Below are 26,999 nucleotides of genomic sequence, written 5' to 3' on the forward strand. Positions count from 1 at the left end.
ACGTCCAGGCTGAAATATCAGATGCCTTTTGGGCACGGCTTTGTTCGTGCCCAAACTGGCGCGCCTTTCTTGAGGGGATAGATGATGGATATTATTAACAGCATTATTAGCCTGGGGGCATCGGTAATGATGCCGGTAATATTTTTTATTATTGCTCTGTGTTTTGGAGTAAAAATCACAACGGCGTTTAAGGCCGGTATGCTGGTCGGGATCGGCTTCGAAGGGGTGGGGTTGGTCATTGGACTGCTGTTGACCAACCTTGGCCCGGCATCACAGGCTATGGTGGAGCGTATTGGTTTGCAGCTGACTGTAGTCGATACTGGCTGGCCTACGGCCTCCACCATTGGCTGGGGCTCGCCGCTGATGCTGCCGGTGGTTATCGGTTTTATTGCGATCAACCTGGTGATGCTGCTGCTTAAGCTGACGAAAACTGTTAATATCGATATTTTTAATTACTGGATTTTTCTTATTATGGGATCGGTGGTGTATGCTGGTACCCATAATTACTGGCTGGCAGTGGGGATCACCTTTGCTATCTTTATCTTAACGCTGCTGGCAGCAGATCTGACGGCGCCTTATTTACAGAAGAACTATAACTTAAAGGGGATTTCATTTCCCCATCTTACCTGTATAACCTACGTACCTTTCGGTATTATTTGTAATTATATTATCGATAAGATTCCGCTTATCAATAAGATTAACTTTGACCCGGAGAGTATCAATAAAAAGTTTGGCGTATTAGGCGAGCCGCTGACGTTGGGATTTGTTCTGGGACTGCTGCTGGCGTTACTGGCCGGTTACGGTGTCTCCGATGCGGTTTCTCTGGCGATTAAGGTGTCTGCCGCAATGTTACTGTTGCCTAAGATGATCGAAATTCTGGTGCAGGGGCTGCTTATTGTCCGTGACGCAGCCGAAGCAAAGCTGAAGGCCAAATTTCCGGGGCGGGATTTCTATATTGGTATGGATACGGCGTTGCTTATCGGCGAGCCTTCGGTGCTGGCAACTGGATTACTGCTGATTCCTGCGGCGGTTGCGCTATCGATTATCCTGCCGGGAAACCGGGTATTGCCCTTTGTCGACCTTGCCTCGCTGATGTTCCTGTTGGCCATGGTCACGCCGTTCTGTAAGCGCAATATGTTCAGGATGTTTATCACCGGCATGCTGATTGTGACCTGTATTCTGTACGTCGGTACCGATATCTCGGCGGAATATACTCAGGCGGCTGTGAACTCCAGCATACCCGTTCCGGAAGGGATGTCTGAAATCACCAACCTGGTCGGTGGTGCTACCACGCCAGTGGGCTGGCTGGCGGTGAAAATCGGCGAGCTGTTTAGCGCGGCGCCGTAAGGCGCTCGCAATCTCCTGAATTCCGGCTCCCTGGTTTTAACGGGGGGCCGTTTATCGGCGCTCTTCCTTATCTCTGTCGCTAAGGTTTATCGACCCAGTCCTTCGTTTTTACAATTCAGCAACCGACGAGAAAAATAAAAATCACCTTTAGTTACATTCTGTTAGGTAATGCTTTTATCCTTTAAGGCTCTTTTGATTCATGGGGTTATGTTGACGTACCAAAAGATTCGTCGCATCATTTGCAGGCTGATTTGTAAATGACTGTACAGGGTTACAGGGATTGACTCATCGGCGCCCGCGTGCCGCTCGGGCCTTCAGGGAAAGCGGGGACTGTGGATGAAAGATTACTAATTCAGGAGATGCTTTGTATGTCTGACTCGTCTTCCAGACCTGGCACAAAGCTTAAGCTATGGTGTTATTTGCTGGCCGTGATTTTGATTGTCACGGGGGGATTTTTCGCTATCGGCGGCGCAAAGCTGGCGATGCTGGGAGGAAGTTGGTACTTCCTTATTGCAGGTATTGTTACGCTGTTATCAGCGCTACAGTTTCTACGAGGTAAATCCTCGGCGGTAGTGTTGTTCCTGCTGGTGTTTGTCGGGACTCTGATTTGGGCGCTGGTAGATGCCGGTCTGGAATTCTGGCCGCTGGTCTCCCGACTGATGGTTCCCGCCGGACTGATGCTGCTGGCGTTTGCCACCTGGCCTGCGTTACGTAAACGTGAGAACAAGGCGCCGCTATCGGCAATCAGTTATGGACTGTGCGCGGTGCTGGCCATCGGGCTGGTGACGGCCTTCGCGCAGATGTTTGTACCGCATCCGACCGTGGCGTTTAATGGTAAACAACTGCCGTTGGCGCCGCTCGACAAGGCCAATGCTCAGAAGAACTGGGATAACTATGGCAATACGCCAGGCGGCAGCCGCTTTGTGGCACTGGACCAGATCACTCGTGATAACGTGAAGGATCTTAAGGTCGCCTGGACGTTCCATACCGGCGATACCCCGATTAGCCCGGACGGCAACGGCGCGGAGGACCAACAGACGCCGCTGCAGGTTGGCGATCGCGTGTTCCTCTGTACTCCGCACAATAACGTGATTGCGGTGGACGCCGACAGCGGTAAAGAGATTTGGAAGCGGGAAATCAACGCCAAATCTCAGGTCTGGGAGCGCTGTCGCGGTCTGGCGTATTTCGACGCCACCAAACCGTTGACCCAGCCGAGCGTACCTGGTTCCACGCCGGTTCCTGCCCCGGCGCTTGCTGCCGGAGATACCTGCCAGCGCCGTATCCTGATGAATACCATTGATGCGCGCCTTATCGCTATCAATGCGGATAACGGTGAGTTCTGCGCCAGCTTCGGCGATAACGGCATTGTCGATCTGAAAGCAGGGCTGGGGGATGCGGCGGATCCTAAGTATCAGCTGACCTCGGCGCCGACCCTGGCTGGCACCACCGTGGTGGTTGGGGGACGCATAGCCGACAATGTGCAGACTGATATGCCAGGCGGCGTACTGCGCGGTTTCGATGTGATTAGCGGTGAGATGCGCTGGGCGTTTGACCCGGGGCATGCCGATCCGAATATGAAACTGGCGCCGGGCCAGACCTTTGCCCGCAGCACCCCGAACTCCTGGGCGCCGATGTCCTACGATCCGGCCATGAACACGGTGTTTATCCCGATGGGCAGCTCGTCTGTGGATCTGTGGGGGGCAAACCGTACGCCGTTGGATCACAAGTACGCCACCTCGGTGATGGCGCTGGACGCCACGACCGGTAAAGAGCGTTGGTTATACCAGACGGTACACAACGATCTCTGGGACTTTGATGTACCGATGCAGCCCAGTCTGATCGATTTCCCGATGGATAATGGCTCAACGAAACCTGCTGTGGTCTTTGGTACCAAAGCCGGGCAAATCTTTGTCCTGGACCGCCTGACCGGCAAGCCGCTGACCGATGTGAAAGAAATGCCGGTTAAAACGGCTAATATCCCGAATGAGCAGTATTCCCATACTCAGCCGGTTTCCGTTGGTATGCCGCAGATCGGCACCCAGACTTTGAAAGAGTCGGATATGTGGGGCGCCACGCCGTTCGACCAGCTGATGTGCCGCATTAGCTTTAAGTCTATGCGCTATGACGGTTTGTTTACGGCGCCGGGTACCGATGTTTCCCTTAGTTTTCCGGGATCGCTGGGCGGAATGAACTGGGGAAGCCTGTCGACGGATCCAAATAATCACTACATCTTCGTTAACGATATGCGTCTGGGTCTGTGGGTACAGATGATTCCCCAGAAGGTGGATGCCAACGTTGCCGCCAGCAACGGTGGAGAGTCGGTGAATACCGGTATGGGCGCGGTTCCGTTGAAAGGCACGCCTTACGCGGTCAATAAAAACCGCTTTATGTCGCCGTTGGGCATTCCGTGCCAGAAACCGCCGTTCGGTACCCTTTCCGCCGTGGATCTGAAGACACGTAAAGTCGTCTGGCAGGTGCCGGTAGGTACGGTGCAGGATACCGGCCCGTTCGGCATCAAAATGAAGATGAAAATGCCGATAGGTATGCCGACCCTGGGCGGTACCCTGGCCACTCAGGGCGGACTGGTGTTTATCGCCGGAACCCAGGATTACTACCTGCGCGCTTATGACTCTTCGACTGGCGAAGAGGTTTGGAAAGCCCGACTGCCGGTAGGCAGTGGCGGCGGTCCCATGAGCTACATTTCGCCGAAGACCGGCAAGCAGTACATCCTGATTTCCGCAGGCGGCGCACGCCAGTCTCCGGATCGTGGCGATTACGTTATCGCATATGCGCTGGATGATTAAGAGACTGCGCTAAGGTAAACGCCCTCTTCCTGTGAAGAGGGCGCTTTGGGATCAGAGGGCCATTTTCAGCTGTATTCCGGCCACCCAGGCATTTTTGATCTCCTTACTGGAAAATGCGCCGGGCTCTTTGATGTATTGCAGGCTGGGGCGCAGGCTTAACCAGGGCGTTGCCTGTAGGGTATAGGTCAGCTCGACCAGCTGTTCGGCATGGCTCAAACCACTGGCTTCGCTAGCTTCGGCATAGTCGCCCTGAGCGAGCATACTGTTGATATCGGCATCACGGCTTTTTTCGTTATAGATGGCCCGACCATAGCCGATGGCGATCGCATCATGGGGCCGACTGATAAAGGGGCTATTCAACACCAGCCCGGCGGAATACCAGTGCCGGAAAGGAGAGGTGGATTTATCGGCAACGGTCCATTGTCCAAACAGATGAAGGTTACGGGTTTGATGACTGTCCGATTGCCACAGGGTTTGATCGGCGAGAATATAAGCGCCATCACGCCCGGAAGAGCGGCCCTGTTCATTTCCGATACGCTCTACCCGCGAAGTATCGTGATAGTAGCCAAATTTATATTCGCCAGGAAGCTGACTCTGGTGGTGATAAATAATCTCAACAGGGATAATGGCGCCGGTGGTACCGCTACTGAAGGGTTTAAAAGCTTTAGATGGCGCGCTATTGGTTCGGGGATTAACATCGAAAACCGCCGTCTGAATGCGCCAGTTATCATTAATGTGATAGCTTAGTTCCACACCAAAGTGAGCATTCGGATAATTACTCCAGCCGCTACCGCCAGACAGGGAAAGCGGGTGGGCACAGAATGCGGCATTCATAAAATTCGTTAATATCGACATCCCGCCGAAATCATTACCCATTGCCATCAGTCCCAGCTTATAGGTCAGGTCCGGCGTCAATAATGTGTTGGCATAACTTAATTCTGATAATCGGGTATAAAGCCCGCCGTACACCTCCTGAACCGGTAGCCGGTTTCCAATCAAATCTTCGGACACACTACGTCCGCGGCGATCGTTAAGGGTTATCTGTAGCGTACCCGCCCGTCCGCTATCAAGTAATCTATTCAGATCGAAGGTCGCGCCAATCCGAATTTGTTGAGCATAGCGGGTACCATGTTCCTGGCCGCCGTGTAATACGCCAGCAGTTTCGGATACATATTCTCCGGTCAGTCTGATGCCACTATTTTCCAGTTGGTTTCGCGTACCATTCCAGTCTCCGGTTAGAGTGCTTCGATGAAACAAATCGGTGGTTTGTGCGGTACTGTCCCATGAGCAGAGAAGCAATCCAAGGGCGACAGGGGATATCCGTAAAAATACAGCGTTCATTAATCTTCCTGAATGGTGTAAGAAGGAAAGGGGATATTATACCCTGGCATCTTGCGTTGTGGTAAACGAAATGGGGGAAGTGTGTTTTTTTATAATGAGATAGTTTTTAGTTTATTTTTAAATTTGCAACAGGGGAGAATGTCACTGTATGTCATTAAATTCACCGTGACGCGCTAATATAAGAACCATTTTTCCTGTCATGAAGCAGGGATATCGATTTGTTTAACTCAGAGTGCCTCTAACGTTGGCGTGATCGCCGGTGAAAGAGGCACTTTGTGTTTGTTACACCGCTAGCTCTCGGTAAGCAGCACTGCGGTTGGCTCGACCGGCTCCTTCACCAGAGTCCAGAGCAGGATGGCGCCAATAAGATCCATTACGCTCAGGATCATAAAGAACGGGTTGTAGCCCACGGTATGGACCAGGGAACCCATAATCAGCGTGCAGAGTAGAATCCCGCTCCAGCCCGCAGTTCCGGCGAAGCCGCTGACCGTTGAAGTCTCATTGCGGGGAAACAGGTCTGTTGCCATGGTAATGACCTGGGTGGAGAGCATTTGGTGGGCAAAACCGCAGACAGAGACCAGGGCAATGGCGAGGTAAGGGCTTTCGACAAACCCGACCAGCGCCAGCGGCAGCATCAGAAAAGCGCCTGCCGTAAAGCCAACCCGACGGGCGTTTACCGTGGAGATCGCCGAACGCTTCATCATCAGGTTATTCAGAAAGCCGCCCGCCATACCGCCAAAGTCGGCAGCCAGAAAGGGCAGCCAGGCGAACAGCGCAATGTCCTTCAGCGGTAAATGGCGTACGGTCATCAGATAGACCGGTAGCCAGAAGTTAATGGTGCCCCAGGCCGGATCGGCCAGAAACCGGGGCAGGGCGATCCCCCAGAAGTTTCGCTGAGTCAGGATAGATTTAATCGAAGGGCGGGCCGCCGTCGCTTTGAGGTGTACCTCCTGGCCATTATCTATCAGCGCCTTTTCGCTGGCGCTTATCGCTGGATGTTTGTCCGGAGAGTTATAACCAAACCACCAGATAGCTGCAAACACCAGCCCCATTGCACCAGTGATAACAAAGGCCATTTCCCAGTTGTAAGCCATAATAGCCCAGGCGACCAGAGGCGGCGCCAGCATAGCGCCAATGGAGGTGCCAATATTGGCGATCCCACCAGCGATCCCGCGCTCCCGGGCCGGGAACCATTCGGAATTACACTTCACGCCAGCGGGAATCGCTGAGGCTTCGCTTAGCCCCATTAAACCGCGAAGAAAAGCCAGACCGCCCCAGGAGTGACAGGTCGCATGCGCCATATTCACCACCGACCAGATGACGATCATGATGAAGAAGCCCAGCTTCAGCCCCATGATATCGATCAAAAACCCGCAAATAGGTTGAGCGATGGTATAGGCGAGCTGAAAAGCGCTTAGGATCCAGGCGTACTGCTGTTCATTAATGTGTATTTCCGTGAACAGCGTGGGCGCCGCCACGCTGAGTGAGCTGCGCGCCAGGGCGTTAATAATTGTTCCCAGCGACACCAGCGCTATCATCCACCACCGTAAATTTCTTATTTTCATCTTATATACACCGTATTCTTGCCAGAATTTTCTTATGTACCATACAAGAATGGTCAAAAACGGTTGTGCGATCACATTCAGGAGAGTCGACTCACGAAACATAGCGTGGTTTAAACACAAACAGATGTGCGGGAGAGACTAATGACTATATTCACGGATATCTATTTTGGGATGTAAATTAATCGGTATATTACTTTTATATTAGTCGTCAATGTCTGTTTTTATCGTTAACCTATTTTTACAGGACTATATATTTTTGTTTGCCGGATAGCATCCAGATAGTGTATCTAATAGCAGATATGAAGATTATGGAGGTTGTAAGTTAATAAGTGCAGAATCATTATCCTCTTTCGAACACTGAGCCATGATGTCATCACTCATTGACCCGGTCATTGATTGTCTTTTGGTGCGCTTTTTTTTGTCATGGATATTAATCGAGTTGCGATTTTATTTGGGAAATTTTTATATGGTGTCTTTGATTTTAAATGCTACTTAATTAAGAATTTACTCACAAAAGGCACGTAACGAAAAAAACGGCCCCGTACAGAGTCGGTATCCTTAAGTTAACCTTAATTTGCGTTATTCCTGTAGGCCTTATGGTTTTTGACAAAAAAATTTCTGCCGCCCCGCTACTGCTGGGTGCTGCTGCGCTGATATTCCCGTTTTTTGCCGATGTGCACTTCCCACTACTTGGTGGAAAAACCGTGGCATGGGTAGAGGATGCGCAGTCTTGCTGGCTGTTATTCGGCGCGCTGTTTACGCTGTTCTATATGCGTCCGGGGAGCCTTGATGAGGGATCGCGCCAGTTCTGGCTGTGGTCGGTGGTGTGGTGGCTGACGCTATTTGGCAGAGGGATTAGCTGGGGGCGCGACTACTTTCCGGAAGGGCCCAGAATGGTATTCCGGGCTATTTCGGTAGTGTTGATTGGTACGCTGGTACTGGCGTTTTTCTTTTCACCCGCACTGCGCCGCAATGTCGCTGAACGGTTCCGTCACGAAAGGTTACCGCTCTGGACCATAGTGGTCGTTGTGGTGACTTTCCTGATTTCCGATACCGTCGAGCATCATCGTCTGCTGGCGCCGCTGTTCCTGCACCATCATGCCTGGCAGGATCTGATTGAAGAGCTCTATGAACTGCCCTTTATGATCGGCCTGTTCCTGATCGCCTTCGCCATGATGAAGCATGAAAAAACGGCGGGGTCCGGTGTCCGGGCGCTGCGCCGGGCCGATGAAGCGCCCGGCTACTGACATTAACCTTTGCGCTTCTTAGGCTGGAACTTTTCCGGAACCGGCGGGACCGGCCGCCGATCGTCTATCAGATGGCGCACGGTCAGAACCGGGTGACGCCACAGCATACGTGGACCGGCCCAGCGCATGATTTCTCGCATCTCTTCGCGCTGTGCCGGTTGATAGCAGTGAATTGGACACTGGCGGCAGGCTGGTTTCTCTTCGCCAAAGGCGCAGCGCTCAAGGCGCTTCACGGCATAACCATACAGTTTCTGATAGTGTTCTGCGTCGGGCTGAGCCTGAGGACAGCGGCGCTGGTACAGCGCGATCATACGGCGGATGGTGAGCTGTTCCCTACGGATGCGTTTTCCTGTCATGGCGTGGAGCCCTCTGAGTTAAAAAGTGTATCTGCAATGCATTTTAACGCTGATAACCTGGCGGCAGCCAGTACTGACAGGCATCTCGGTCACTTTTCTTGTTGCACTCCAGACAGATCTCTGTTTGCCTTCTGTTCAGGCAAAGCAATTGCAACACCCCCCGGGAGAAGGCATGATACTTGCGCCTGAACAATAAGGAGTATTTATGCAGGAGTTAGCTTCGTTTTTTAAGCGATATGGAATAGAACTGAACCAGACCGCATCACTGATACTGGTACTGGCGATTATTCTTGTTACCGCATTAGTCATTCATTTTATTCTGCACCGGGTTGTCCTCAGAACTTTTGAAAAAAAAGCCCAGGCCAGTTCAAAGCTCTGGCTGCAGGTCATTACCCAGAATAAATTATTTCACCGCCTGGCGCTGTTGCTGCAGGGGGTGATCGTCAATGCTCAGTCTGTGATCTGGCTGCATCGCAATGAAGCTGGCGAGATCCTCTCTCTGTGCGCCCAGTTGTGGATTATGCTCTATGCGCTGCTGGCGCTGTTCTCGCTGCTGGATGTCTTTTTGGGGCTGTCGCGTCGCTTTGCGTTTTCTTCGCAACTGCCGTTAAGAGGCATTTTTCAGAGCGTGAAGCTGATTGCCGCCATTGTGGTCGGTATTCTGATGGTTTCGCTGCTGATGGGGAGATCGCCGGCCATTTTGATCAGCGGTCTGGGCGCCATGGCAGCGGTTCTGATGTTGGTATTTAAGGATCCTATCCTGGGGCTGGTGGCGGGGATTCAGCTGTCGGCCAACAACATGCTGAAACTTGGCGACTGGCTGGAAATGCCGAAATATGGTGCCGATGGCGATGTTATCGATATCGGCCTGACTACGGTCAAGGTGCAGAACTGGGATAAAACCATTACCACCATTCCGACCTATGCCCTGGTCTCAGATGCATTCAAAAACTGGAGTGGGATGTCCGCCTCCGGTGGGCGTCGCATTAAGCGCAGCTTTAATATCGATACCACCAGCGTTCACTTTTTGTCACCGGAAGATGAAGCGCGTCTTACCCGCAGCAATCTGCTGAAGCCTTATCTGGATGCCAAACAGAAAGAGCTGAACGAGTTTAACCGCGATTGCCAGGCAGAGGTTTCACCGCTTAACGGGCGGCGTATGACCAATTTAGGCACCTTCCGCGCCTATTTGACTGAATATCTGTATAACCACCCACGTATCCGTCGGGATATGACGCAAATGGTGCGTCAACTCCAGCCGGATGATAATGGTCTGCCGCTTGAAGTTTATGCCTTTACCAATACCGTAGCCTGGCTGGAATATGAGGCGATTCAGGCCGATATCTTCGACCATATCTTTGCCATCATTGATGAGTTCGGTCTGCGGGTACACCAGTCCCCGACCGGCAATGATATTCGCTCGCTGGCATCGCTCGCTCGTTCCGGGTAGTAATCGTATCCGTATAGGGAGGCGGGCCTGCGGGCCCGTTTTTTTTGGGCTAAAAAAAACCTGCCGGGAGAGGCAGGTAGAAGATAGCATTGACCTGAAAATATACCTAAGTCCGAAGTACCGGGATCTTTCAGTACATAAAGTCAGTATAGACAGTTTCGGATTATTTCATTTTTTTTAAGATTTTTCCTGGTAATGCAATGTTCAGACTGGCTGTTACGCTATTTTGTGCCAGGCGTCAGAGGCATAGCCAATAATATCTGTCACACTCATGGCGCTAATAAACGTGAATAAAAAGGGATCACCGAATGAAAAAAAGAATAATTTGTGGCGTCCTGGGAGCACTACTGACTTTACCCGCGCTGGGGGCCACGCAGGAGGCTCCAGAGGGATACCAGTTGCGTCAGGTGTTGATGATGAGCCGTCACAATCTGCGGGCGCCGCTGGCGAATAATGGCAGCGTCCTGGAGCAGTCTACCTCCCATCCCTGGCCGAAATGGGAAGTCCCGGGCGGTCAGTTGACGACCAAAGGCGGGGTACTGGAAATCTACATGGGCCGCTATATGCGCCAGTGGCTGGGGGAGCAGGGGCTGGTAAAAGGAGATGACTGCCCCGGTGACAGTCAGGCGTATATCTACGCGAATAGCCTGCAACGCACGGTAGCGACGGCGCAATTCTTTGCCGCTGGCGCCTTTCCGGGCTGTAATATTCAGGTTCATCATCAGGCTAAAATGGGCACCATGGATCCGGTCTTTAATCCGGTGATCACCCGTGACGATCCCGCTTTCAGTAAAGCTGCTGTTAGCGCGATGGAGGCCCAGCGTAGTCGCTACGCGCTGGATGACAGCTTTAAGCTGTTGGAGGAGATCGCCGACTATAAAGATTCCCCGGTCTGTAAAGAGCAGCATCAGTGCGAGTTAAGCGGTGGTAAAGACAGCTTCAGCGCCAGGCTGAACCAGGAGCCGGGCGTTAGCGGGCCGCTTAAGGTAGGGAATTCGCTGGTGGATGCGTTTACCCTTCAGTATTACGAAGGCTTTCCGGAGCAGGAGGTTGCCTGGGGCGAGATTAAGAGCGATCGCCAGTGGCAACTGCTGTCGGCGTTGAAAAATAGCTACCAGGAGTCGCTGTTTACTTCGCCCCAGGTTGCCCGCAACGTGGCGGCGCCGCTGATTAACTATATTGATAAGACTCTGGAAGCGTCGGCCGACAAGGCTCCGGCACTGACGGTGCTGGTGGGGCATGATTCCAACATTGCCTCGCTGCTAAGCGCCCTTAATTTCCGTCCTTATCAACTGCCGGGGCAGTACGAGCACACCCCGATAGGGGGCAAACTGGTGTTTCAGCGTTGGCATGACGGGCGCGCTAATCGCGAGCTGATGAAGGTGGAGTATGTTTATCAGAGCAGCGATCAGCTGCGTAAGGCCCAGCCGCTGTCGCTGGAAAATCCTCCGCAGCGGGTCACGCTGGAGCTGGCGGGATGCCCGACAGACGATAACGGCTTCTGCCCAATGGATAAGTTCAATGAGGTGATGCGTCAGGCGGCTGCCGGCAAGTAATGGTGTGACCCTCTCCCGGTCCGGGAGAGGGCTGATATCAGGAGGATCAGACGTTCTTACGTTCGATGGTTTGCTCGCCCCAGAACAGGGAATCTTTATCCGTGCGGGAAAAGGCCAGGGCCAGGACGTCATCGTTACCTTCTTCCCAAATCTGTTCCGCTTTTTTCTCATCGTATTTTGCGACTTCAAAAATCGCTTCGGCAATTTCCGGCGATGTATTACGCAAGGATGCCCATTCACCAACGTTATGCTTTTTAGACTCTTGATTTAACATGCTTTCCTCCCGTAGGGGTCCGACTTAACCATTCAGTTTGACTGCCAGCCCTGCGACATACTCGCCCTGGTAACGGGCTATTGCCAGCTCTTCCTCGCTCGGCTGACGGGAACCGTCACCGCCAGCGATGGTGGTTGCGCCGTAAGGGGTACCGCCGCGTACCACGGAGATATCAAACAGCTCCTGGGCGGCGTAGCCGATGGGCACGATCACCATACCGTGGTGGGCGAGGGTAGTCCAGGTAGATGAAATGGTGTGCTCCTGGCCGCCGCCGGTGCCGGTAGAGCTGAAAACGCTGGCCAGCTTGCCGTACAACGCGCCGGAAGCCCACAATCCCCCGGTCTGGTCCAGGAAGGTGCGCATCTGGCCTGACATATTGCCGAAGCGCGTTGGTGTACCGAAGATAATGGCATCGTAATCGGCCAGCTCCTGGGGAGTGGCGACCGGTGCATTCTGGGTTTTTCCACCCGCTTTTTCGAAGACGTCAGGCTTCATGGTTTCTGGTACGCGTTTCAGCGTTATCTCTGCACCATTTACCTTTTCAGCACCCTCAACGATAGCGCGGGCCATCGTTTCAATGTGTCCATACATGGAATAATAGAGCACCAGTACTTTAGCCATTCGTCTTACTCCTCAGTTTTATGATGTAAGCGGCATAACGCCGCATTAATATAAAGATTATGACGTGCTGGCCAGAGTGCAAACCAGAGCGCACTTTCCATGACTTACCGCAAGTGGGCACCATAAATACGGCCCTCTCTGTAGCATCAGGACACATTTTTTCTGCCCGGCTTTTTGACTTCATAAGAGCGGGTTAGCCTGGTCAGGAAACCGGACGGGGCGGTAATTTCGTTATGGTATTACAAAATGTAACCATGTCCCGATCGGCCGGGGCGGCTGGGCTACCCTTGTTATTACGTGGGTAATACTGGCGTCGGGCGCCAGCCGCGGAATCAAATCTTGTTGGTGTAATGCTCTCTCACCATTTCACTTACTCCGGAGGTCAGAAATGGCAAACCATCGTGGCGGTTCAGGCAATTTTGCCGAAGACCGGGCAAGAGCATCCGAAGCGGGCCGCAAAGGGGGCCAGCGCAGCGGTGGGAACTTCAAGAATGACCCACAGCGTGCCTCTGAGGCCGGTAAAAAAGGGGGAAGAAACAGCCACGGCGCGCGTAACAGCGAATAATCTGCCGGGCTGTTAACCATGGGGCATTAACCCTGCCTCTGCCGCCGCCGGGGTGAGAGTCCCGGCGGTTTTCTTTGTCGGCGACGGTGCTGTCGGCGTTCTGTTTTGCTATTCTGTCGCCAAAACTGGCAGGGAGTGAGCGCATGGCTGGCAGCGCAACAACACCGGGTCGGCGTTCACAGGCGGTCGCGGCGAAGAAAACGGCGATTTTGAGCGCCGGGCTGGACTATTTCTCACGCTTCGGCCTTCATGGCGCCAGCCTGGAGCAGGTCGCTGAACGGGCCGGGGTATCGAAAACCAATCTGCTTTACTATTACCCGTCGAAAGAGGCGCTCTATGTGGCGGTGATGCGTCAGATTCTGGATATCTGGCTGGCGCCGCTGCGGGCCTTTCGTACCGATCTGGAGCCGCTGGCGGCAATTGGCGACTACATCCGGCTGAAGATGGAGGTATCCCGGGATTATCCGCAGGCATCCCGGCTATTCTGTCTGGAGATGCTGCAGGGTGCGCCTTTGCTAATGGGAGAGCTGGAAGGGGATCTGCGAGGGCTGGTGGCGGAAAAGTCGGCGATCATCAGCGGATGGGTGGCCGCAGGTAAACTGGCGCCGGTCGATCCTCATCATCTGATCTTTATGATTTGGGCGACGACTCAGCACTATGCTGATTTTTCCACTCAGGTTGAGGCGGTTACCGGCCAGACCTTAGCAGACGACGGCTTCTTTCGTCAGACCGTCGCCAGCGTGCAGCAAATGATTCTGGAAGGGGTTCGTCCGCGCTAGCGCCGGGAGGGCACCGGACAGCTCAGATCCCCTTCGTCGCAATGGGAAAAGGATTCCAGAAAACCGCTGCGCTCACGGGTTTTGTCCGTCAGGCATTGATTCCATACCAGTGCCTGGGCACTACCGCCTTCGGCCCCGGAGCTGACAAATTTACAGTCAGCATCGCGTACTTTGATCCACGCCTCTTCCGAGAGCTTTAACAGCTCCTGCTGCTGCGGGTTGGCGCGCTTAAGCAGCGACTGATAACTCTGATTCAACTGCTGGTCCGCTTTTTTATATTCATCGGCGGCACATTGATTCATTTCGGTTTGCGATTGCGCCTCTGCGCAGTCTGCGGCCCAGGCAGACTGGCCAAGCAACAGGCTGGCGGCAATAAGATAACGATATTTCATAATACTCCCCTGCAAAAAGGCTCCTTTGAACAGGAGCCTTTTCACTGTAGCGAAGCCTTAGCCAATTGTCATCAGGCTGGCGTTCCCTCCTGCCGCTGCGGTGTTGACGCTCAGCGAACGTTCAACGTACAGCCTTTCCAGCAGCAGGTTGGTTTCACCGTGGGCGAAACCCTGTACCGTGACGATGGCGCCATCCCGGGCGGCGACAAATTCGCACAGCTTACGCAACTGATCGGAATCACCGTGGAAGATTGTCGCATCGAAGGTCTGGCTGAAAAGCTTATCGGCGGTGGCGAAGTCGATACGCTGGCTGACGCTCTGGGGAAGACGTTTTGCCAGTTCACGCTGCATCGGCTCGTCGGGCCACAGCGCCCGGCTACCTACGGCAGTAACCGCCGCCAGCTGGATCAGCGCATCTTCTTCATTATCCGCCACGCACAGCACCCGGGTTCTGGGCATCAGGGTCCAGGTATTGCGCTCGCCGGTGGGACCGGGCAGGGCGCGCAGGCTACCGCTCTGGGCCTGTTCGGCATAGCGCTGGCACAGAGCACGGAATTCCGGACGCTCTCCCGCCCAGTCGGTCAGGGCGTTATGGGCTTCCTGCAGCGCTGCTTTCAGGTGCATATTGGCCGGGTACATCCGGTCATGGCGGGCGAGGGTGGTTAACACCGCCTCTTCCGGACGGCTACTCAACAGACGGTAGAGATAGAGCGGACCGCCCGCTTTCGGACCTGTTCCGGAAAGACCTTCTCCGCCGAAAGGCTGGACGCCGACCACGGCGCCAACCATATTACGGTTAACGTACATGTTACCGACGTGGGCCTGGGAGGTGACCTGGGCGATGGTTTCATCAATGCGGGTATGAACCCCGAGCGTCAGGCCGTAACCGGCATCATTAATCTGCTGAACCAGCGCGCTCAGTTTCGCACGGCTGTAGCGCACCACGTGTAGCACCGGGCCAAACACTTCGCGCTTCATCTCGTCAAAGCTTTCCAGCTCGATAAGCGTCGGAGGCACAAAGGTGCCGCTCTGCCATTCGCGCACGTCCTGGCTGTTTTCCTGAGCGGCCTGGAATACCCTGCGTCCTTTGGCGCGCATGGTCTGGATATGGCGTTCGATATTCTGTTTGGCTTCGCTGTCGATCACCGGTCCGATATCGGTGGTCAGGCGGCCAGGATTACCCATACGGCATTCGGCCATGGCGCCCTTCAGCATCTTCAGGGTGTGATCGGCCACCTCTTCTTGCAGGCAGAGCACGCGCAGAGCGGAGCAACGCTGACCGGCGCTGTCAAAGGCGGAGCTAATCACGTCCTGTACCACCTGCTCGGTCAGGGCGGATGAATCGACGATCATTGCGTTCAGACCGCCGGTTTCGGCGATAAGCGGCGTCGGGCGGCCCTGGGGATCGAGGCGGCTGGCGATGTTGCGTTGCAGCAGGGTCGCGACCTCGGTAGAGCCGGTAAACATCACGCCGCGAACCCGGTCATCGGAAGTCAGGCGCGCGCCGACGGTTTCGCCGCGGCCCGGCAGCAACTGCACCACGCCTGGCGGTACTCCTGCTTCCAGTAGTAGTTCAATACCCCGGGCGGCGATAAGCGGCGTTTGTTCTGCCGGTTTCGCCAGCACGCAGTTACCGGCGGCCAGTGCGGCGGCTACCTGTCCGGTGAAGATCGCCAGTGGGAAGTTCCAGGGGCTGATGCAGACCACGGGGCCCAGTGGGCGATGAGTCTCGTTGTCAAAGTCATGGCTGACCTGACCGGCGTAATAGCGCAGGAAGTCCACGGCCTCCCGCACTTCGGCGATGGCGTTGCTGAAGGTTTTACCCGCTTCTCGAACCAGAATGCCGATCAGCGGCTGCATCTGATCCTCCATCAGAATGGCGGCACGTTCGAGAATCGCAGCACGCTCGGCGGGCGGGGTGGCGAACCAGATATCGGCCTGATTCACCGCGGTATCCAGCGCCTGTTCCACCTCTTCATCCCGCGCTTCGCGCACGTAGCCGACAATATCCGTCGGCTCGGCCGGGTTAATCACCGCCTGAAGCTCGCTTTCGTGAACCTTTACCTCTTGCTCCAGAATCGGCAGCGCCTGCCACTTCTGGCTGGCGCTGTTGAGCAGCGCGGAAGAAAGCGAAGCCAGACGATGTTCATTGTCCAGATCCAGCCCCAGCGAGTTGGCGCGATCCTCGCCATACAGATCGCGCGGCAGCGGAATTTTCGGATGCGGCAGTCCGGGCATACCTTCCCGGGCGCTCAGTTTATCGACGGCCACGACCGGGTCGGCCACCAGATCGTCAATCGAAAGGGTGCTATCGGCAATGCGGTTGACGAATGAGGTATTGGCGCCGTTTTCCAGCAGGCGGCGCACCAGATAGGCCAGCAGCGTTTCATGGGTGCCCACCGGCGCATAGATGCGGCACGGGCGGTTCAGCTTACCGTCGCTGATTTTTCCCACCACCTGTTCGTAGAGCGGTTCGCCCATGCCGTGCAGGCACTGGAATTCATACTGTCCCGGGTAGTAGTTCTGACCGGCCAGATGGTAGATAGCGGCCAGTGAATGGGCGTTATGGGTGGCGAACTGCGGATAGATAAGATTCGGCACTGACAGCAGCTTACGGGCGCACGCCAGGTAGGAGACATCGGTGTACACCTTACGGGTATAGACCGGGTAGCCTTCCAGCCCTTCTACCTGGGCCTGTTTGATTTCACTGTCCCAGTAGGCGCCTTTCACCAGGCGAATCATCAGGCGACGTCGGCTGCGAGTGGCGAGATCGATCAGATAGTCGATGACGAACGGGCAACGCTTCTGGTAAGCCTGGATAACAAAACCAATACCGTTCCAGCCTTCCAGTTCCGGCTCAAAGCACAGTTTTTCCAGCAGATCGAGAGAGATCTCCAGCCGGTTGGCCTCTTCAGCGTCGATGTTGATCCCGATATCGTACTGGCGCGCCAGCAGGGTCAGCGCCTTAAGGCGTGGGTAGAGTTCGTCCATAACCCGATCGAACTGGGCACGGCGATAGCGGGGATGCAGGGCGGAAAGCTTGATGGAAATTCCCGGACCTTCATAGATACCACGACCATTAGAGGCCTTGCCGATAGCGTGGATCGCCTGCTGGTACGACAGCATATAGGCGTCGGCATCGGCAGCGGTCAGGGCTGCCTCGCCCAGCATATCGTAGGAGTAGCGGAAGCCTTTATCTTCCAGACGGCGGGCATTGGCCAGCGCTTCGGCGATGGTTTCGCCGGTGACGAACTGCTCGCCCATCAGGCGCATCGCCATATCCACACCTTTGCGGATCAGCGGTTCACCGCTCTTGCCGATAATACGGTTCAGGGAGCGGGAGAGATTGGCTTCATTATGTGTTGAAACCAGTCGCCCGGTCAGCAGCAGTCCCCAGGTAGCGGCATTGACGAACAGCGACGGACTGCGGCCTACGTGCGACTGCCAGTTACCGTTACTGATTTTGTCGCGGATCAACGCGTCTCGGGTGCCTTTATCGGGAATACGCAGCAGTGCTTCGGCCAGGCACATCAGTGCCACCCCCTCCTGGGAGGAGAGTGAGAATTCCTGTAACAGCCCCTGTACCATACCGGCACGGCCGCCTGCAGTTTTCTGATTACGCAGCTTGTTGGCCAATTGATGGGCGAGGGTATGGGCCTTCTGGGCCACATCGGCAGGCAGACGGGCCTGCTCAAGGATCATCGGTACGGCATCGGTTTCCGGGCGGCGCCAGGCGGCAGTAATGGCGGCGCAGCTGACGCTTTGAGGCAGGATCTGTTCGGCAAACTCCAGAAACGGCTGGGGTGTTTCATCGACCGGGGCGCTGGCGTCGTCGACATCGCTATTATTGGCGGCGCCAGCCAGTAATGCAGGCAGTTCGGGCAGCTCCTCATTATTTTCCAGGCGCTGCAGGTAATTAAAGATAGCCTGCTTAATTAGCCAGTGTGGTGTCCGATCGATTCGCGAGGCTGCGGTTTTAATCCGCTCGCGGGTCTCTTCATCCAGTTTTACCCCCATTGTGGTGCTGGCCATGCCTGTACTCCTGTCTCTGCTCGTTAGGGTCTGTGAAAAAATATTGCTACCCGGCAATATCTATTATGTTGCAACTTTGTGCAACCACGTTAAATGTGACGGAGATAGCAACACTGAAAGAGAGCAAATTGTTAATGACAGATGCGGATTTATTTTTTTCTGGATTTACCCGAAGGGGCGGTGTTTACTGACGCGCTTAACATTTTTTATGGGTGCAACCCGTAAAAGTGTGAGCCAGTGCAACCTATAAGAAAACTTAAGCTGAACCAGGGGCCGGCATGTGTAACTGATATGTTAAAGCATTTGTAAACACAGAACGCTTACGGCAGGATGGATCGCCGCGAGTGAAACGACAAACGAGACCCGCCACGTTCCGGCGGTGTCAACCTGGGGTTTTACCCGGAAACAACATCGGAGAACCGAATGAATATTAGTACACCGATGCTGGTGACTTTCCTGATTTATATCTTTGGCATGATATTGATTGGTTTTATCGCCTGGCGTTCTACAAATAACTTTGACGACTATATTCTGGGCGGCCGTAGCCTCGGCAGCCTGGTCACGGCGCTTTCCGCAGGCGCTTCTGATATGAGCGGTTGGCTACTGATGGGGCTGCCTGGGGCAATATTTATCGCCGGAATTTCGGAGAGCTGGATAGCGATTGGCCTTGCCCTTGGCGCATGGCTGAACTGGAAACTGGTGGCCGGACGGTTGCGTGTCCAGACTGAGGCCAATGATAACGCGCTGACGCTACCAGACTATTTCACCAGTCGCTTTGCCGATAACAGCCGCCTGCTGAGGATTATCTCGGCGCTGGTTATCCTTGTCTTCTTCACTATCTACTGCGCTTCCGGCATTGTGGCCGGCGCTCGCCTGTTTGAGAGCACCTTCGGCATGGATTACGCCACCGCGCTGTGGGCCGGAGCGGCGGCAACCATTATCTACACTTTTGTGGGCGGCTTCCTGGCGGTGAGCTGGACCGATACCATTCAGGCAGCGCTGATGTTCTTCGCGCTGATCCTGACGCCGGTGGTGGTGCTGTTCACCGTGGGCGGCTTTGGCGATGCGCTGGAGGTGATTAAACAGAAAAGCATCGAGAACATTGATATGTTCAAGGGGCTGAATATCGTTGCGATTATTTCGCTGCTGGGCTGGGGACTGGGCTATTTTGGACAGCCGCATATCCTGGCGCGCTTTATGGCGGCGGATTCGCACCACACCATTGTGAATGCGCGTCGTATTGGCATGACCTGGATGATTCTCTGCTTGTTGGGGACGGTGTCCGTAGGTTTCTTCGGCATTGCCTACTTTGCCGATAACCCGCAGCTGGCCGCGGCCGTCAATGACAACAGCGAACGCATCTTTATTGAACTGGCCCAGATACTGTTTAACCCCTGGATTGCCGGTATCCTGATGTCGGCGATTCTGGCGGCGGTAATGTCTACCCTGAGCTGTCAGTTACTGGTCTGCTCCAGCGCGATTACCGAAGATCTCTACAAGGCTTTCCTGCGTAAAGGGGCCAGCCAGCGTGAACTGGTATGGGTTGGACGTCTGATGGTACTGCTGGTGGCGCTGGTGGCTATCGCTATGGCGGCTGATCCCAATAACCGGGTACTGGGGCTGGTGAGTTACGCCTGGGCCGGATTCGGCGCCGCCTTTGGGCCGGTGGTGATTCTGTCGCTGTTCTGGTCGCGAATGACCCGTAACGGTGCGCTGGTCGGTATGGTAATTGGTGCCGTGACCGTAGTGGTCTGGAAACAGTTTGAATGGCTGGATCTGTACGAAATTATTCCGGGCTTCCTGTTCGCCACCCTGGGTATTGTCGTGGTCAGCCTGATGGGCAAAGCGCCATCCCGTGACGTGGTTGAGCGTTTTAATAAGGCAGAACAGCACTTCCGGGATATTCCTGCAGCTAAGTTACAGCAGGCCGAGTAATCTCTTCAGACTGCCCCTGCCGGGGCAGTCTTCATTTTCCTCTCACGTTACGTCATATCGTGGCGCAATGAGATAGCCCGCCCGAATATTATCTATCAGAATTTCCTGTTGTTTAAAAAATAACCAGAACGATATTTATCAAATAATATGTTGCAATATTGATAATATTTAGTGTAAGAAAAGAGAAGAGCGGTAGTTCCCGGCAGTGAAAGCCTTTTTCACAATGGAGATCGCGAATGGTAGCGTCCAGAACTGGACATCCGAAAACAGCAATCCGCACTCCCCAGCTGGCAGGCATTGCCACCGGCAACGTCCTCTTCACCGCTCAATATCCCTTCACGACACATTCAGTCATTACCGATGCGGCATCCGCCTCATGGCGGCGGTGTCGCCTCTCCTCAACCGGCAATTATTGGCTTAAAAGGGAGCCAACCTTCTTTGTTTGTGCGCATGATCGCGCCTGTGAGCAGGCGCGGGTAGTGAAACCAACCAGTCAAGGTGCCATCCATGGGAAGACAAAAAGCAGTGATCAAAGCTCGTCGCGAAGCCAGACGTTTGCTGAGGCGGGACTCACGCAGCCATAAACAGCGTGAAGAAGAGTCGGTCACCTCGCTTGTGCAGATGAGCGGCGTGGAATCTATTGGCATGGCCAGGGACAGCAGGGATAATTCGCCTATTGAGGCGCGTAATGCCGCGCAGGAGCGCTATCTGAAAGCTATCGAGCGCAAAAAGCTTATCTTTGCCACCGGCGAGGCCGGATGCGGCAAAACCTTTATCAGTGCGGCTAAAGCCGCGGAGGCCCTGATTCATAAAGATATCGAGAGAATCATCGTCACCCGACCGGTACTACAGGCTGACGAAGACCTGGGCTTTCTGCCTGGCGATATCGGAGAGAAGTTCGCGCCCTATTTCCGACCGGTTTATGACATCCTGGTACGGCGCCTGGGCGCTTCTTTTATGCAGTACTGCCTGCGTCCGGAAATCGGTAAGGTAGAGATCGCCCCCTTTGCCTATATGCGTGGCCGCACTTTTGAGAATGCGGTGGTGATTCTGGATGAGGCACAGAACGTAACTGCATCCCAGATGAAGATGTTCCTGACTCGCCTGGGAGAGAACGTCACGGTTATCGTCAATGGTGATATCACCCAGTGCGATCTGCCAGCCGGAGTGTTCTCCGGGCTGGAAGACGCGCTGCGGCGCTTTAGCGACGATGAGATGGTCAGCGTTATTCGCTTCACCAAAGAGGACTGCGTACGCTCTGATCTTTGCCAGCGCGCGCTCAACGCTTACGCTTAACCTGAAACTAATCGCGACAGGCCCGGTACACGCTGCCGGGCCTTTGCGTTAATGTCCGTCAGGTTGTGGTAGGGAAGGGGAGCGGCTTGCCGATAAAATAGTCCTGCATATGGTTGACGTCTATCCGTTACAGCCGTTTCTGATACTCCTCGCTTCGACGAATTCGGCGACCAACTGCATCTTCTGCTTGCCGGCGATTTGAACCGGCAGGATAGTGGATGAACCTGCACGTAATACAGGAACCGCGACGGCAGTCATAACCAGAATAATGAGAAATCGTTTGGCGCTGGTGTAAAGGGCTTTCATGGATTGTATTAATTATCCAGAAATTCGCTAACAGCCAGACGATTAGTCGCAGTAATAGTGAGGATTATCCAAACAGCACTGAAAGAGGAAACGTCTATAGGATGAACATAACGGGTGTCGGTAGAGGCGAGCCAGATGAGGTTTTTCGCTTTTCCTGCCGGTTAAACTCTGGCCGGGATTTTGTGCAGCAGATATGAAAAAGCCCTGGTGTTAATCTGAACTCTCTCATTAAATATGGCGGTGAGGGAGGGATTGACTCGCTGCGCTCGCCCTTCGGGCAGTCTCCTCGCGGGCTCGTCTCCTGTCCAACGGGCTTCGCCCGTTGTCGAACCCAGTCGAGGGTTCTCACCCTCCCGGGTTGTGCGACATAGACGAAAAAGCCCGGGGGTTAACCCGGGCTCTCTCTTTAAATATGGCGGTGAGGGAGGGATTCGAACCCTCGATACGTTGCCGTATACACACTTTCCAGGCGTGCTCCTTCAGCCTCTCGGACACCTCACCAAATTGTCTCGCCAGCCGCCTGTAACGGCTAACGGGGCGCTACTATAGGGAGTCAGCCAGATATGGTCAAGCACATTTTTTTCGTTCCGCATTGTTTTGGTTAAGGGATGAACAACTGAAGACCGGGGGCTTCGGAGAACGTCTCCTGGCGGAGCTTTAACTATCTGATGACAAGCCGTATATCGCTTTGTGAATCAAAGAACCAATATCATATTAACAGGTGCAGGTAACAGCGTATAGCGGAAATGATAAGTGTGATTAATGATTTCTTTAAAAGGAAGCATCCGTCCTAAATATTCATCATGCCTCCATACGTAGTATTCAGTCTCTTGTGATAGTCGGATAGTTTTTTCTTGCATTACTATGGTATTAAGATCATTGACGAGAGATTAATGAGAAAAAATGAGAATTATGAGGTTGTTATTTTTCCCTTATCCTTTATATAAGAAGTTCTGAAAGGAACAGACATTGCTTTTGTAGGATGGCGACATGAATGGATTAAAATTTAATGAAGGAAAAACTTTTCTTCTTGACAAAAATGTAATGTTTTTGCCCTCCAAAAGGCGACTGGTATCGAAAGATAATCGAGTAGTGGAACTGACAGAGAACAATTATCGATTTCTTTCTTTACTTCTTACCGGTGAGACAGATAAGCAAGCCATCATTGATTTTGTCTGGCAGGAGCAAAATGGGTCGGTGAGTGAAAGCAGCTATTACGGTCAATTATACTTGTTACGTAAAGCGCTTACGGCATGCGGGCTGGCAGAGTCATTGATTAAAACGATACCGCGTAAAGGGGTGAGATATACGGGGACTGTAAAGGAAGTGGTCATCGACAGTAATACGACAGATGAGAAGGAGGTTAGTGAAACGTTGTCCGGAGCAGTAGAGGCTGAATCCGGGCAAGAAGAGCTTCACGGAAAAGCTGAAGCTGGGGATCGGCCTGCTTCAGAACAACGTGCCAGTGTCGAATGGTACCAAAGCCGCAGCTGGAATGCCTTCGTCTCCGTATTAGCCGTTATTGCCGTATGTTGGATCACGACGCTGATTTTTGTGTTCCTCTTTTTACTGAAATGAAAATAAATGAACAGTATTGATATTCTTAATGAGGACTCATCCTGGATAGAAAAGTAACCTTCACCCGTCAATTCGATATATACGATTGATAAATATTCTCTGGATTTTATATTAGTAACTTTTATATTTTTAAGGACTCATTATGTCAAAATGGTTTTCTGGTATGACTGCCAATGTTAAAAACTTTTCTGAAAATGAGCAGGGTGTTACTGCAATTGAATACGCCCTGATTGCTGTCGCTATGGCTACGCTGTTGGCTGCAGTACTTGGCGATCAGACTTCCGGTTTCCTGGGAGCGCTGAATGATACCTTTGAGGCTATCAAAAATGCGATTCTGAGCGTTACGCTTTAATCGTTGCCCTGTAAGCCCTGCTACTGGCAGGGCTTACGTTGCGGCAGGCAAATTTAAGGATGAGCTTGTGATTAGTTCTTATCAATATGGAATTTTATTCCTCGTGACCTTACTATGTCTGGTGATCAGTTGGAACGATCTGTATAAAAGAACGATACATAATAAGTATGTGCTATGTATTGTTTTGCTCGCCGCTATCTATGGGGTTTTACCTGGAAGAGAGATAAATGCTGTCGCCGCTGGCCTGTCGCTACTGGCTGGTTTTTTCCTGTTTTATGCGCATTTCATTGGTGCGGGAGATGTGAAGATTTTCTCTGCGCTGGTGCTGTTTGTTCCCCAGCAGCAGTTTTTTTCTTTTTTATTTCTGACGACGCTGTATGGCGTCGCGGTTGTGGCAATCGGTTTTGTTGGGTTCCGGAAACAAATGGAGGCAACAGGCGTGCCTTATGGCGTGGCAATTTCGTTGTCTTTTATTTGTTGTATGTTTTTTTCAGCTTCTGGGTATATTCAATGAATCAAAGAATTTTGCTTTTTTTATCCGTGATTATCATCATCGTTGGCATTGTAGGCCTCATCAGATCAAATGATGAAGACGTGTCGGAAACGCCTCAGACAGTATCAAAAAACATCATTATTGCTGAAGCAGTTTATGATCTTCTCCCAGGGGATATCATTGATGATAATGCTTTTAAGATTAAATCTCAGCTGATATCCGAAGATCACGATATCAGAGATCTCAGCGCCATAAATGGTAATCTGCAGGGATATCTGGTCAAAAACAAAATTGGGCGTGGTGAGAATATTCTATTGGCCGCACTGGAACGGCCCGGTTCTGAGGGATTTATCAAAAGAAGTATGCAGCTTGGTGACGTACCCTATCTTTTTCCGGTGAAGAAAAATGATAATGAGTATTTACTCTCAGCGCTTAACGCTGGTGCTAAGGTTGCTATTTATCTGAGAGTGGTTGAGATTGAAAAGAATAAAAGTCCTGCAGCAGGTTTAGTTCTTGAGAGCAGCGTCAGCGGAAAAGATATTAAGAAATATGTCGTAAATCGAGTTTTTGACAATTTGCCTGTTATCGCGACCACCGTATCCGTGCCGGATCCAAAGGCATCGCGGGATCCGCTCTCGACGAGTAATAAAGAAATCGTTGGTTATATCACGATTAAGCTCAGTCAGGATCAGTTGGTTAAATTAAAAACAGTCGAGAATGCCGGCGAGCTTTTTGTGGCGCCAGCGGGGACTGAAGGTCGCTATGTAAATGGCAAGGTCAGTATGGACGATGTGCTGCCCCAATTCAGAACGGTTAAGGAAATCCGAGGTAATGGGAAATCAGCAGCGAAAAAATAATCAGATAAAAATTGACAACCTTTACTTAACAGGATCGGGAGATAACATGCTCAGGGTGTTTAGAAATTTACTCGCTACCTTTCTTTTGGTAGTTAGCAGTTCAGTCGGCGCCGGAGAGATATGGATTCAGCCAGGCGATAGTCGGGTTATCCAGTTACAAGAAAATATTGATACAGTTTTTGTTTCCGCTCCCGACGTTGTGGAATATGAGATTATCGGTGATAAAAGCCTGGTCGCGTATGGTAAGGAATTTGGGCGTTCCGAACTGATTGCATTTAACAAGAATGGCGAGCAGGTATTAAAAACCCTCATGATCGTCGATGCGATTCTTGGCGAAGCGCATCAGAGAATCAGTGAGGAGTTTCCTGACAGTAAGGTGTCCATTAAAAAGATGGCCGGAACCTATATTCTTTCCGGCACTGCAGAATCCGAAGAGGCTAAAGATCGCATTTACCAGATCGTGGGTGAGAGCATTGGCGCGAAAAAAACGGTGCTGGAAAGAACGCTGATAAAAAACGGTAATGGCGGTGGGGATAAAAACGACGAACGTCTTCCCTGGATGGACCAGGTCCTCTATGAAGGTCTTATTAATAAGCTGCAATTGCCCATCACCAATCAGGTAAACGTTAAGTTATCCATCGTCGAAGTGACCCGTGAATTTACCGACAACATCGGCGTGGACTGGAACACGGTAGGGGAAGCGGCGTCAGGCATGTTTCGTCTGGTAAAATTTGATGCCAACTCAATAACCAGTCTGATACATGCAATCAGTAATGACAGCGTGGCGCGTGTGTTGGCCGAACCTAATCTGTCGGTCCTCTCGGGGGAAACGGCAGAGTTCCTTGTTGGGGGTGAAGTTCCGGTAGTGACAACCTCAAATAACGGCACCAGCGTGGACTATAAAGAATACGGTATCAAGCTGAATATCGGCGCAAAGGTCAATAACAATAAGAAAATACGCGTTATTCTTGGCCAGGAAGTCAGTAATTTGGATAACACGTACACAACCGTAGCTGGCTCCTCGATTCCCGCTCTGCAAACCCGACGCGCCCGGACAACGGTAGAGTTGGCCGATGGCGAAAGTTTTTTACTGGGTGGGCTTATCAGTAAAACAGAGCAGGAGCAACTGGCGAAAATTCCATTTGTCGGTGATATTCCCATATTAGGGGCGCTCTTTCGTAACGCGTCAACGGAGCGAAACAATAAAGAACTAGTCGTTATTGCCACGGTGAATTTGGTTAAGCCTGTTGCTACCCGGGAAATTGTCTTTCCCGAATTCCGTACAACCCCGACTTGGAGTCGCCTTTTTAATCTGGATGGCATTACCAATCGTCGCGACAAGGAACGCGCGGTAAATTTTATAGAACGCGGAGGATTTATTAAATGATATTGTTCAGCCGATCTATCCTGTTGGCTATCATGGTGTTTTTCTTCAACTCCGCGCAGGCTAATATTCAGGATGTGAAAACCTATAATTTCACTACTCGTGACGCGATTACTGTTGAAGTCCTGGCTGGCAAGATTGCCTATGATGCCGGGAAAGATTTTTCAGGCGAAGTTTACCTTTACTGGAATAATAATGATTTCACCCAATTTGCACAGCATATTCGCAAGGAATTGATTGATCATGGCATGAACCCCTATCAAATAATCCTGAAGCAGGAGCGTGGAGGATTTACAGAAAATAGCTATCAGGGAATTAAACTTTACCTCCGAAATGTTGTGCTGCGGGCGCCTGAATGCCGGGGGAAGTCCCTGAATTATAAGTACAAGAGCGATGATACTGGTTGTGTGCTAAATAATATTATAGATCAAAGTCTGGTTAACCCATTTTCGTATCAAATGTGACAAGG

The 26,999-nt window shown here is 52.5% G+C and carries 22 protein-coding genes, 1 tRNA gene and 1 other RNA gene; 15 read left to right on the forward strand and 9 right to left on the reverse strand.

All coding sequences use genetic code 11. The features are described from left to right. Nucleotides 1-84 precede the first annotated feature (84 nt). Both FEM41_RS15050 and FEM41_RS15055 read left to right on the forward strand, forming a co-directional pair. Nucleotides 85-1,347 (forward strand): PTS galactitol transporter subunit IIC, encoded by a 1,263-nt coding sequence (locus FEM41_RS15050; RefSeq protein WP_138099217.1) that lies wholly within the window; start codon nucleotides 85-87, stop codon nucleotides 1,345-1,347. 368 nt (nucleotides 1,348-1,715) lie between these two features. After that, nucleotides 1,716-4,151, forward strand: a complete 2,436-nt coding sequence (locus FEM41_RS15055; RefSeq protein WP_138096883.1) for a glucose/quinate/shikimate family membrane-bound PQQ-dependent dehydrogenase — start codon at nucleotides 1,716-1,718, stop codon at nucleotides 4,149-4,151. Nucleotides 4,152-4,202: 51 nt separating this feature from the next. Here the strand turns inward: FEM41_RS15055 and FEM41_RS15060 are convergent, their stop codons facing one another. Together FEM41_RS15060 and FEM41_RS15065 are read right to left on the reverse strand one after the other, a co-directional pair. Then, nucleotides 4,203-5,492 (reverse strand): carbohydrate porin, encoded by a 1,290-nt coding sequence (locus FEM41_RS15060; protein ID WP_138096885.1) that lies wholly within the window; start codon nucleotides 5,490-5,492, stop codon nucleotides 4,203-4,205. Nucleotides 5,493-5,782: 290 nt separating this feature from the next. Then, nucleotides 5,783-7,057 carry an MFS transporter gene (locus FEM41_RS15065; RefSeq protein ID WP_138096887.1) on the reverse strand — a complete coding sequence of 425 codons (1,275 nt, stop codon included), beginning with the start codon at nucleotides 7,055-7,057 and terminating at the stop codon, nucleotides 5,783-5,785. A 596-nt stretch (nucleotides 7,058-7,653) separates the two neighbouring features. Between FEM41_RS15065 and FEM41_RS15070 the strand changes: the two genes are divergently transcribed. Then, on the forward strand, nucleotides 7,654-8,304 hold the full coding sequence (locus FEM41_RS15070) for a hypothetical protein (RefSeq protein ID WP_138096889.1): 651 nt from the start codon (nucleotides 7,654-7,656) through the stop codon (nucleotides 8,302-8,304). Between the two features lie 2 nt (nucleotides 8,305-8,306). Here FEM41_RS15070 and FEM41_RS15075 read toward each other — a convergent pair whose 3' ends face one another. Beyond that, complete coding sequence (locus FEM41_RS15075) at nucleotides 8,307-8,660, reverse strand: nitrous oxide-stimulated promoter family protein (protein WP_138096891.1); 354 nt, start codon at nucleotides 8,658-8,660, stop codon at nucleotides 8,307-8,309. A gap of 205 nt (nucleotides 8,661-8,865) precedes the next feature. Here FEM41_RS15075 and FEM41_RS15080 point away from each other — a divergent pair, with 205 nt between their 5' ends. Continuing rightward, nucleotides 8,866-10,110, forward strand: coding sequence for a mechanosensitive ion channel family protein (locus tag FEM41_RS15080; RefSeq protein WP_138096893.1), 1,245 nt, complete (start codon nucleotides 8,866-8,868; stop codon nucleotides 10,108-10,110). 308 nt (nucleotides 10,111-10,418) lie between these two features. Next, on the forward strand, nucleotides 10,419-11,666 hold the full coding sequence (gene agp, locus FEM41_RS15085; RefSeq protein WP_138096895.1) for a bifunctional glucose-1-phosphatase/inositol phosphatase: 1,248 nt from the start codon (nucleotides 10,419-10,421) through the stop codon (nucleotides 11,664-11,666). A 46-nt stretch (nucleotides 11,667-11,712) separates the two neighbouring features. On the opposite strand, the gene FEM41_RS15090 is transcribed toward agp, so the two are convergent. Further along, on the reverse strand, nucleotides 11,713-11,940 hold the full coding sequence (locus FEM41_RS15090) for a YccJ family protein (RefSeq protein ID WP_138096897.1): 228 nt from the start codon (nucleotides 11,938-11,940) through the stop codon (nucleotides 11,713-11,715). Between the two features lie 24 nt (nucleotides 11,941-11,964). Further along, entirely contained in the window at nucleotides 11,965-12,561 is a 597-nt protein-coding gene (gene wrbA / locus FEM41_RS15095; RefSeq protein WP_138096899.1) for an NAD(P)H:quinone oxidoreductase, read from the reverse strand. Nucleotides 12,562-12,949: 388 nt separating this feature from the next. On the opposite strand from wrbA, the gene FEM41_RS15100 reads away from it, so the two are divergent. Both FEM41_RS15100 and rutR read left to right on the forward strand, forming a co-directional pair. After that, nucleotides 12,950-13,126: a con-10 family general stress protein gene (locus FEM41_RS15100; RefSeq protein WP_138096901.1), complete on the forward strand. Its 177-nt coding sequence runs from the start codon at nucleotides 12,950-12,952 to the stop codon at nucleotides 13,124-13,126. Between the two features lie 143 nt (nucleotides 13,127-13,269). Further along, nucleotides 13,270-13,905, forward strand: coding sequence for an HTH-type transcriptional regulator RutR (gene rutR / locus FEM41_RS15105; RefSeq protein ID WP_138096903.1), 636 nt, complete (start codon nucleotides 13,270-13,272; stop codon nucleotides 13,903-13,905). On the opposite strand, the gene FEM41_RS15110 is transcribed toward rutR, so the two are convergent. Beyond that, a complete protein-coding gene (locus FEM41_RS15110; RefSeq protein WP_138096905.1) occupies nucleotides 13,902-14,297 on the reverse strand; it encodes a lysozyme inhibitor LprI family protein in 396 nt (131 codons plus the stop codon). The two genes, rutR and FEM41_RS15110, sit on opposite strands and share 4 nt — an antisense overlap. A gap of 57 nt (nucleotides 14,298-14,354) precedes the next feature. Then, nucleotides 14,355-18,329 (reverse strand): trifunctional transcriptional regulator/proline dehydrogenase/L-glutamate gamma-semialdehyde dehydrogenase, encoded by a 3,975-nt coding sequence (gene putA / locus FEM41_RS15115; RefSeq protein WP_138096907.1) that lies wholly within the window; start codon nucleotides 18,327-18,329, stop codon nucleotides 14,355-14,357. 423 nt (nucleotides 18,330-18,752) lie between these two features. Between putA and putP the strand changes: the two genes are divergently transcribed. Both putP and phoH read left to right on the forward strand, forming a co-directional pair. After that, complete coding sequence (putP, locus tag FEM41_RS15120; protein WP_138096909.1) at nucleotides 18,753-20,264, forward strand: sodium/proline symporter PutP; 1,512 nt, start codon at nucleotides 18,753-18,755, stop codon at nucleotides 20,262-20,264. A gap of 507 nt (nucleotides 20,265-20,771) precedes the next feature. After that, nucleotides 20,772-21,560, forward strand: coding sequence for a phosphate starvation-inducible protein PhoH (gene phoH, locus FEM41_RS15125; RefSeq protein WP_138096911.1), 789 nt, complete (start codon nucleotides 20,772-20,774; stop codon nucleotides 21,558-21,560). Between the two features lie 541 nt (nucleotides 21,561-22,101). Here the strand turns inward: phoH and FEM41_RS15130 are convergent. After that, nucleotides 22,102-22,235, reverse strand: a non-coding RNA gene (locus FEM41_RS15130) — RtT sRNA. Between the two features lie 44 nt (nucleotides 22,236-22,279). Then, nucleotides 22,280-22,367 (reverse strand) — tRNA-Ser (locus FEM41_RS15135). Between the two features lie 489 nt (nucleotides 22,368-22,856). Between FEM41_RS15135 and FEM41_RS15140 the strand changes: the two genes are divergently transcribed. The 6 genes from FEM41_RS15140 to FEM41_RS15165 all read left to right on the forward strand — a co-directional run bounded on the left by FEM41_RS15140 (nucleotide 22,857) and on the right by FEM41_RS15165 (nucleotide 26,994). Continuing rightward, nucleotides 22,857-23,444, forward strand: coding sequence for a winged helix-turn-helix domain-containing protein (locus tag FEM41_RS15140; protein ID WP_138096913.1), 588 nt, complete (start codon nucleotides 22,857-22,859; stop codon nucleotides 23,442-23,444). 142 nt (nucleotides 23,445-23,586) lie between these two features. Further along, entirely contained in the window at nucleotides 23,587-23,796 is a 210-nt protein-coding gene (locus FEM41_RS15145) for a Flp family type IVb pilin (RefSeq protein ID WP_138096915.1), read from the forward strand. Nucleotides 23,797-23,863: 67 nt separating this feature from the next. Further along, nucleotides 23,864-24,310, forward strand: coding sequence for an A24 family peptidase (locus FEM41_RS15150; protein WP_138096917.1), 447 nt, complete (start codon nucleotides 23,864-23,866; stop codon nucleotides 24,308-24,310). Next, nucleotides 24,307-25,146: a hypothetical protein gene (locus FEM41_RS15155; RefSeq protein WP_138096919.1), complete on the forward strand. Its 840-nt coding sequence runs from the start codon at nucleotides 24,307-24,309 to the stop codon at nucleotides 25,144-25,146. The genes FEM41_RS15150 and FEM41_RS15155 overlap by 4 nt, the downstream gene beginning before the upstream one ends. Further along, nucleotides 25,121-26,533: a type II and III secretion system protein family protein gene (locus FEM41_RS15160; protein ID WP_241666504.1), complete on the forward strand. Its 1,413-nt coding sequence runs from the start codon at nucleotides 25,121-25,123 to the stop codon at nucleotides 26,531-26,533. Before FEM41_RS15155 ends, FEM41_RS15160 begins: the two co-directional genes overlap by 26 nt. After that, the gene (locus FEM41_RS15165) at nucleotides 26,530-26,994 is read left to right on the forward strand and encodes a hypothetical protein (protein WP_138096921.1); all 465 of its coding nucleotides are present in this window, start codon (nucleotides 26,530-26,532) and stop codon (nucleotides 26,992-26,994) included. Before FEM41_RS15160 ends, FEM41_RS15165 begins: the two co-directional genes overlap by 4 nt. Nucleotides 26,995-26,999: the final 5 nt, after the last annotated feature.

Source organism: Jejubacter calystegiae (assembly GCF_005671395.1).
In the GTDB taxonomy this organism is placed as follows: Bacteria; Pseudomonadota; Gammaproteobacteria; order Enterobacterales; family Enterobacteriaceae; genus Jejubacter; species Jejubacter calystegiae.

Bases quoted from the DNA above. Each gene is read 5' to 3' on its own strand.
- FEM41_RS15050 (WP_138099217.1), top strand. From the start codon at position 85: ATGGATATTATTAACAGCATTATTAGCCTGGGGGCATCGGTAATGATG.
- FEM41_RS15055 (WP_138096883.1), top strand. From the start codon at position 1,716: ATGTCTGACTCGTCTTCCAGACCTGGCACAAAGCTTAAGCTATGGTGT.
- FEM41_RS15060 (WP_138096885.1), bottom strand. From the start codon at position 5,492: ATGAACGCTGTATTTTTACGGATATCCCCTGTCGCCCTTGGATTGCTT.
- FEM41_RS15065 (WP_138096887.1), bottom strand. From the start codon at position 7,057: ATGAAAATAAGAAATTTACGGTGGTGGATGATAGCGCTGGTGTCGCTG.
- FEM41_RS15070 (WP_138096889.1), top strand. From the start codon at position 7,654: ATGGTTTTTGACAAAAAAATTTCTGCCGCCCCGCTACTGCTGGGTGCT.
- FEM41_RS15075 (WP_138096891.1), bottom strand. From the start codon at position 8,660: ATGACAGGAAAACGCATCCGTAGGGAACAGCTCACCATCCGCCGTATG.
- FEM41_RS15080 (WP_138096893.1), top strand. From the start codon at position 8,866: ATGCAGGAGTTAGCTTCGTTTTTTAAGCGATATGGAATAGAACTGAAC.
- agp (WP_138096895.1), top strand. From the start codon at position 10,419: ATGAAAAAAAGAATAATTTGTGGCGTCCTGGGAGCACTACTGACTTTA.
- FEM41_RS15090 (WP_138096897.1), bottom strand. From the start codon at position 11,940: ATGTTAAATCAAGAGTCTAAAAAGCATAACGTTGGTGAATGGGCATCC.
- wrbA (WP_138096899.1), bottom strand. From the start codon at position 12,561: ATGGCTAAAGTACTGGTGCTCTATTATTCCATGTATGGACACATTGAA.
- FEM41_RS15100 (WP_138096901.1), top strand. From the start codon at position 12,950: ATGGCAAACCATCGTGGCGGTTCAGGCAATTTTGCCGAAGACCGGGCA.
- rutR (WP_138096903.1), top strand. From the start codon at position 13,270: ATGGCTGGCAGCGCAACAACACCGGGTCGGCGTTCACAGGCGGTCGCG.
- FEM41_RS15110 (WP_138096905.1), bottom strand. From the start codon at position 14,297: ATGAAATATCGTTATCTTATTGCCGCCAGCCTGTTGCTTGGCCAGTCT.
- putA (WP_138096907.1), bottom strand. From the start codon at position 18,329: ATGGCCAGCACCACAATGGGGGTAAAACTGGATGAAGAGACCCGCGAG.
- putP (WP_138096909.1), top strand. From the start codon at position 18,753: ATGAATATTAGTACACCGATGCTGGTGACTTTCCTGATTTATATCTTT.
- phoH (WP_138096911.1), top strand. From the start codon at position 20,772: ATGGGAAGACAAAAAGCAGTGATCAAAGCTCGTCGCGAAGCCAGACGT.
- FEM41_RS15140 (WP_138096913.1), top strand. From the start codon at position 22,857: ATGAATGGATTAAAATTTAATGAAGGAAAAACTTTTCTTCTTGACAAA.
- FEM41_RS15145 (WP_138096915.1), top strand. From the start codon at position 23,587: ATGTCAAAATGGTTTTCTGGTATGACTGCCAATGTTAAAAACTTTTCT.
- FEM41_RS15155 (WP_138096919.1), top strand. From the start codon at position 24,307: ATGAATCAAAGAATTTTGCTTTTTTTATCCGTGATTATCATCATCGTT.
- FEM41_RS15160 (WP_241666504.1), top strand. From the start codon at position 25,121: ATGGGAAATCAGCAGCGAAAAAATAATCAGATAAAAATTGACAACCTT.
- FEM41_RS15165 (WP_138096921.1), top strand. From the start codon at position 26,530: ATGATATTGTTCAGCCGATCTATCCTGTTGGCTATCATGGTGTTTTTC.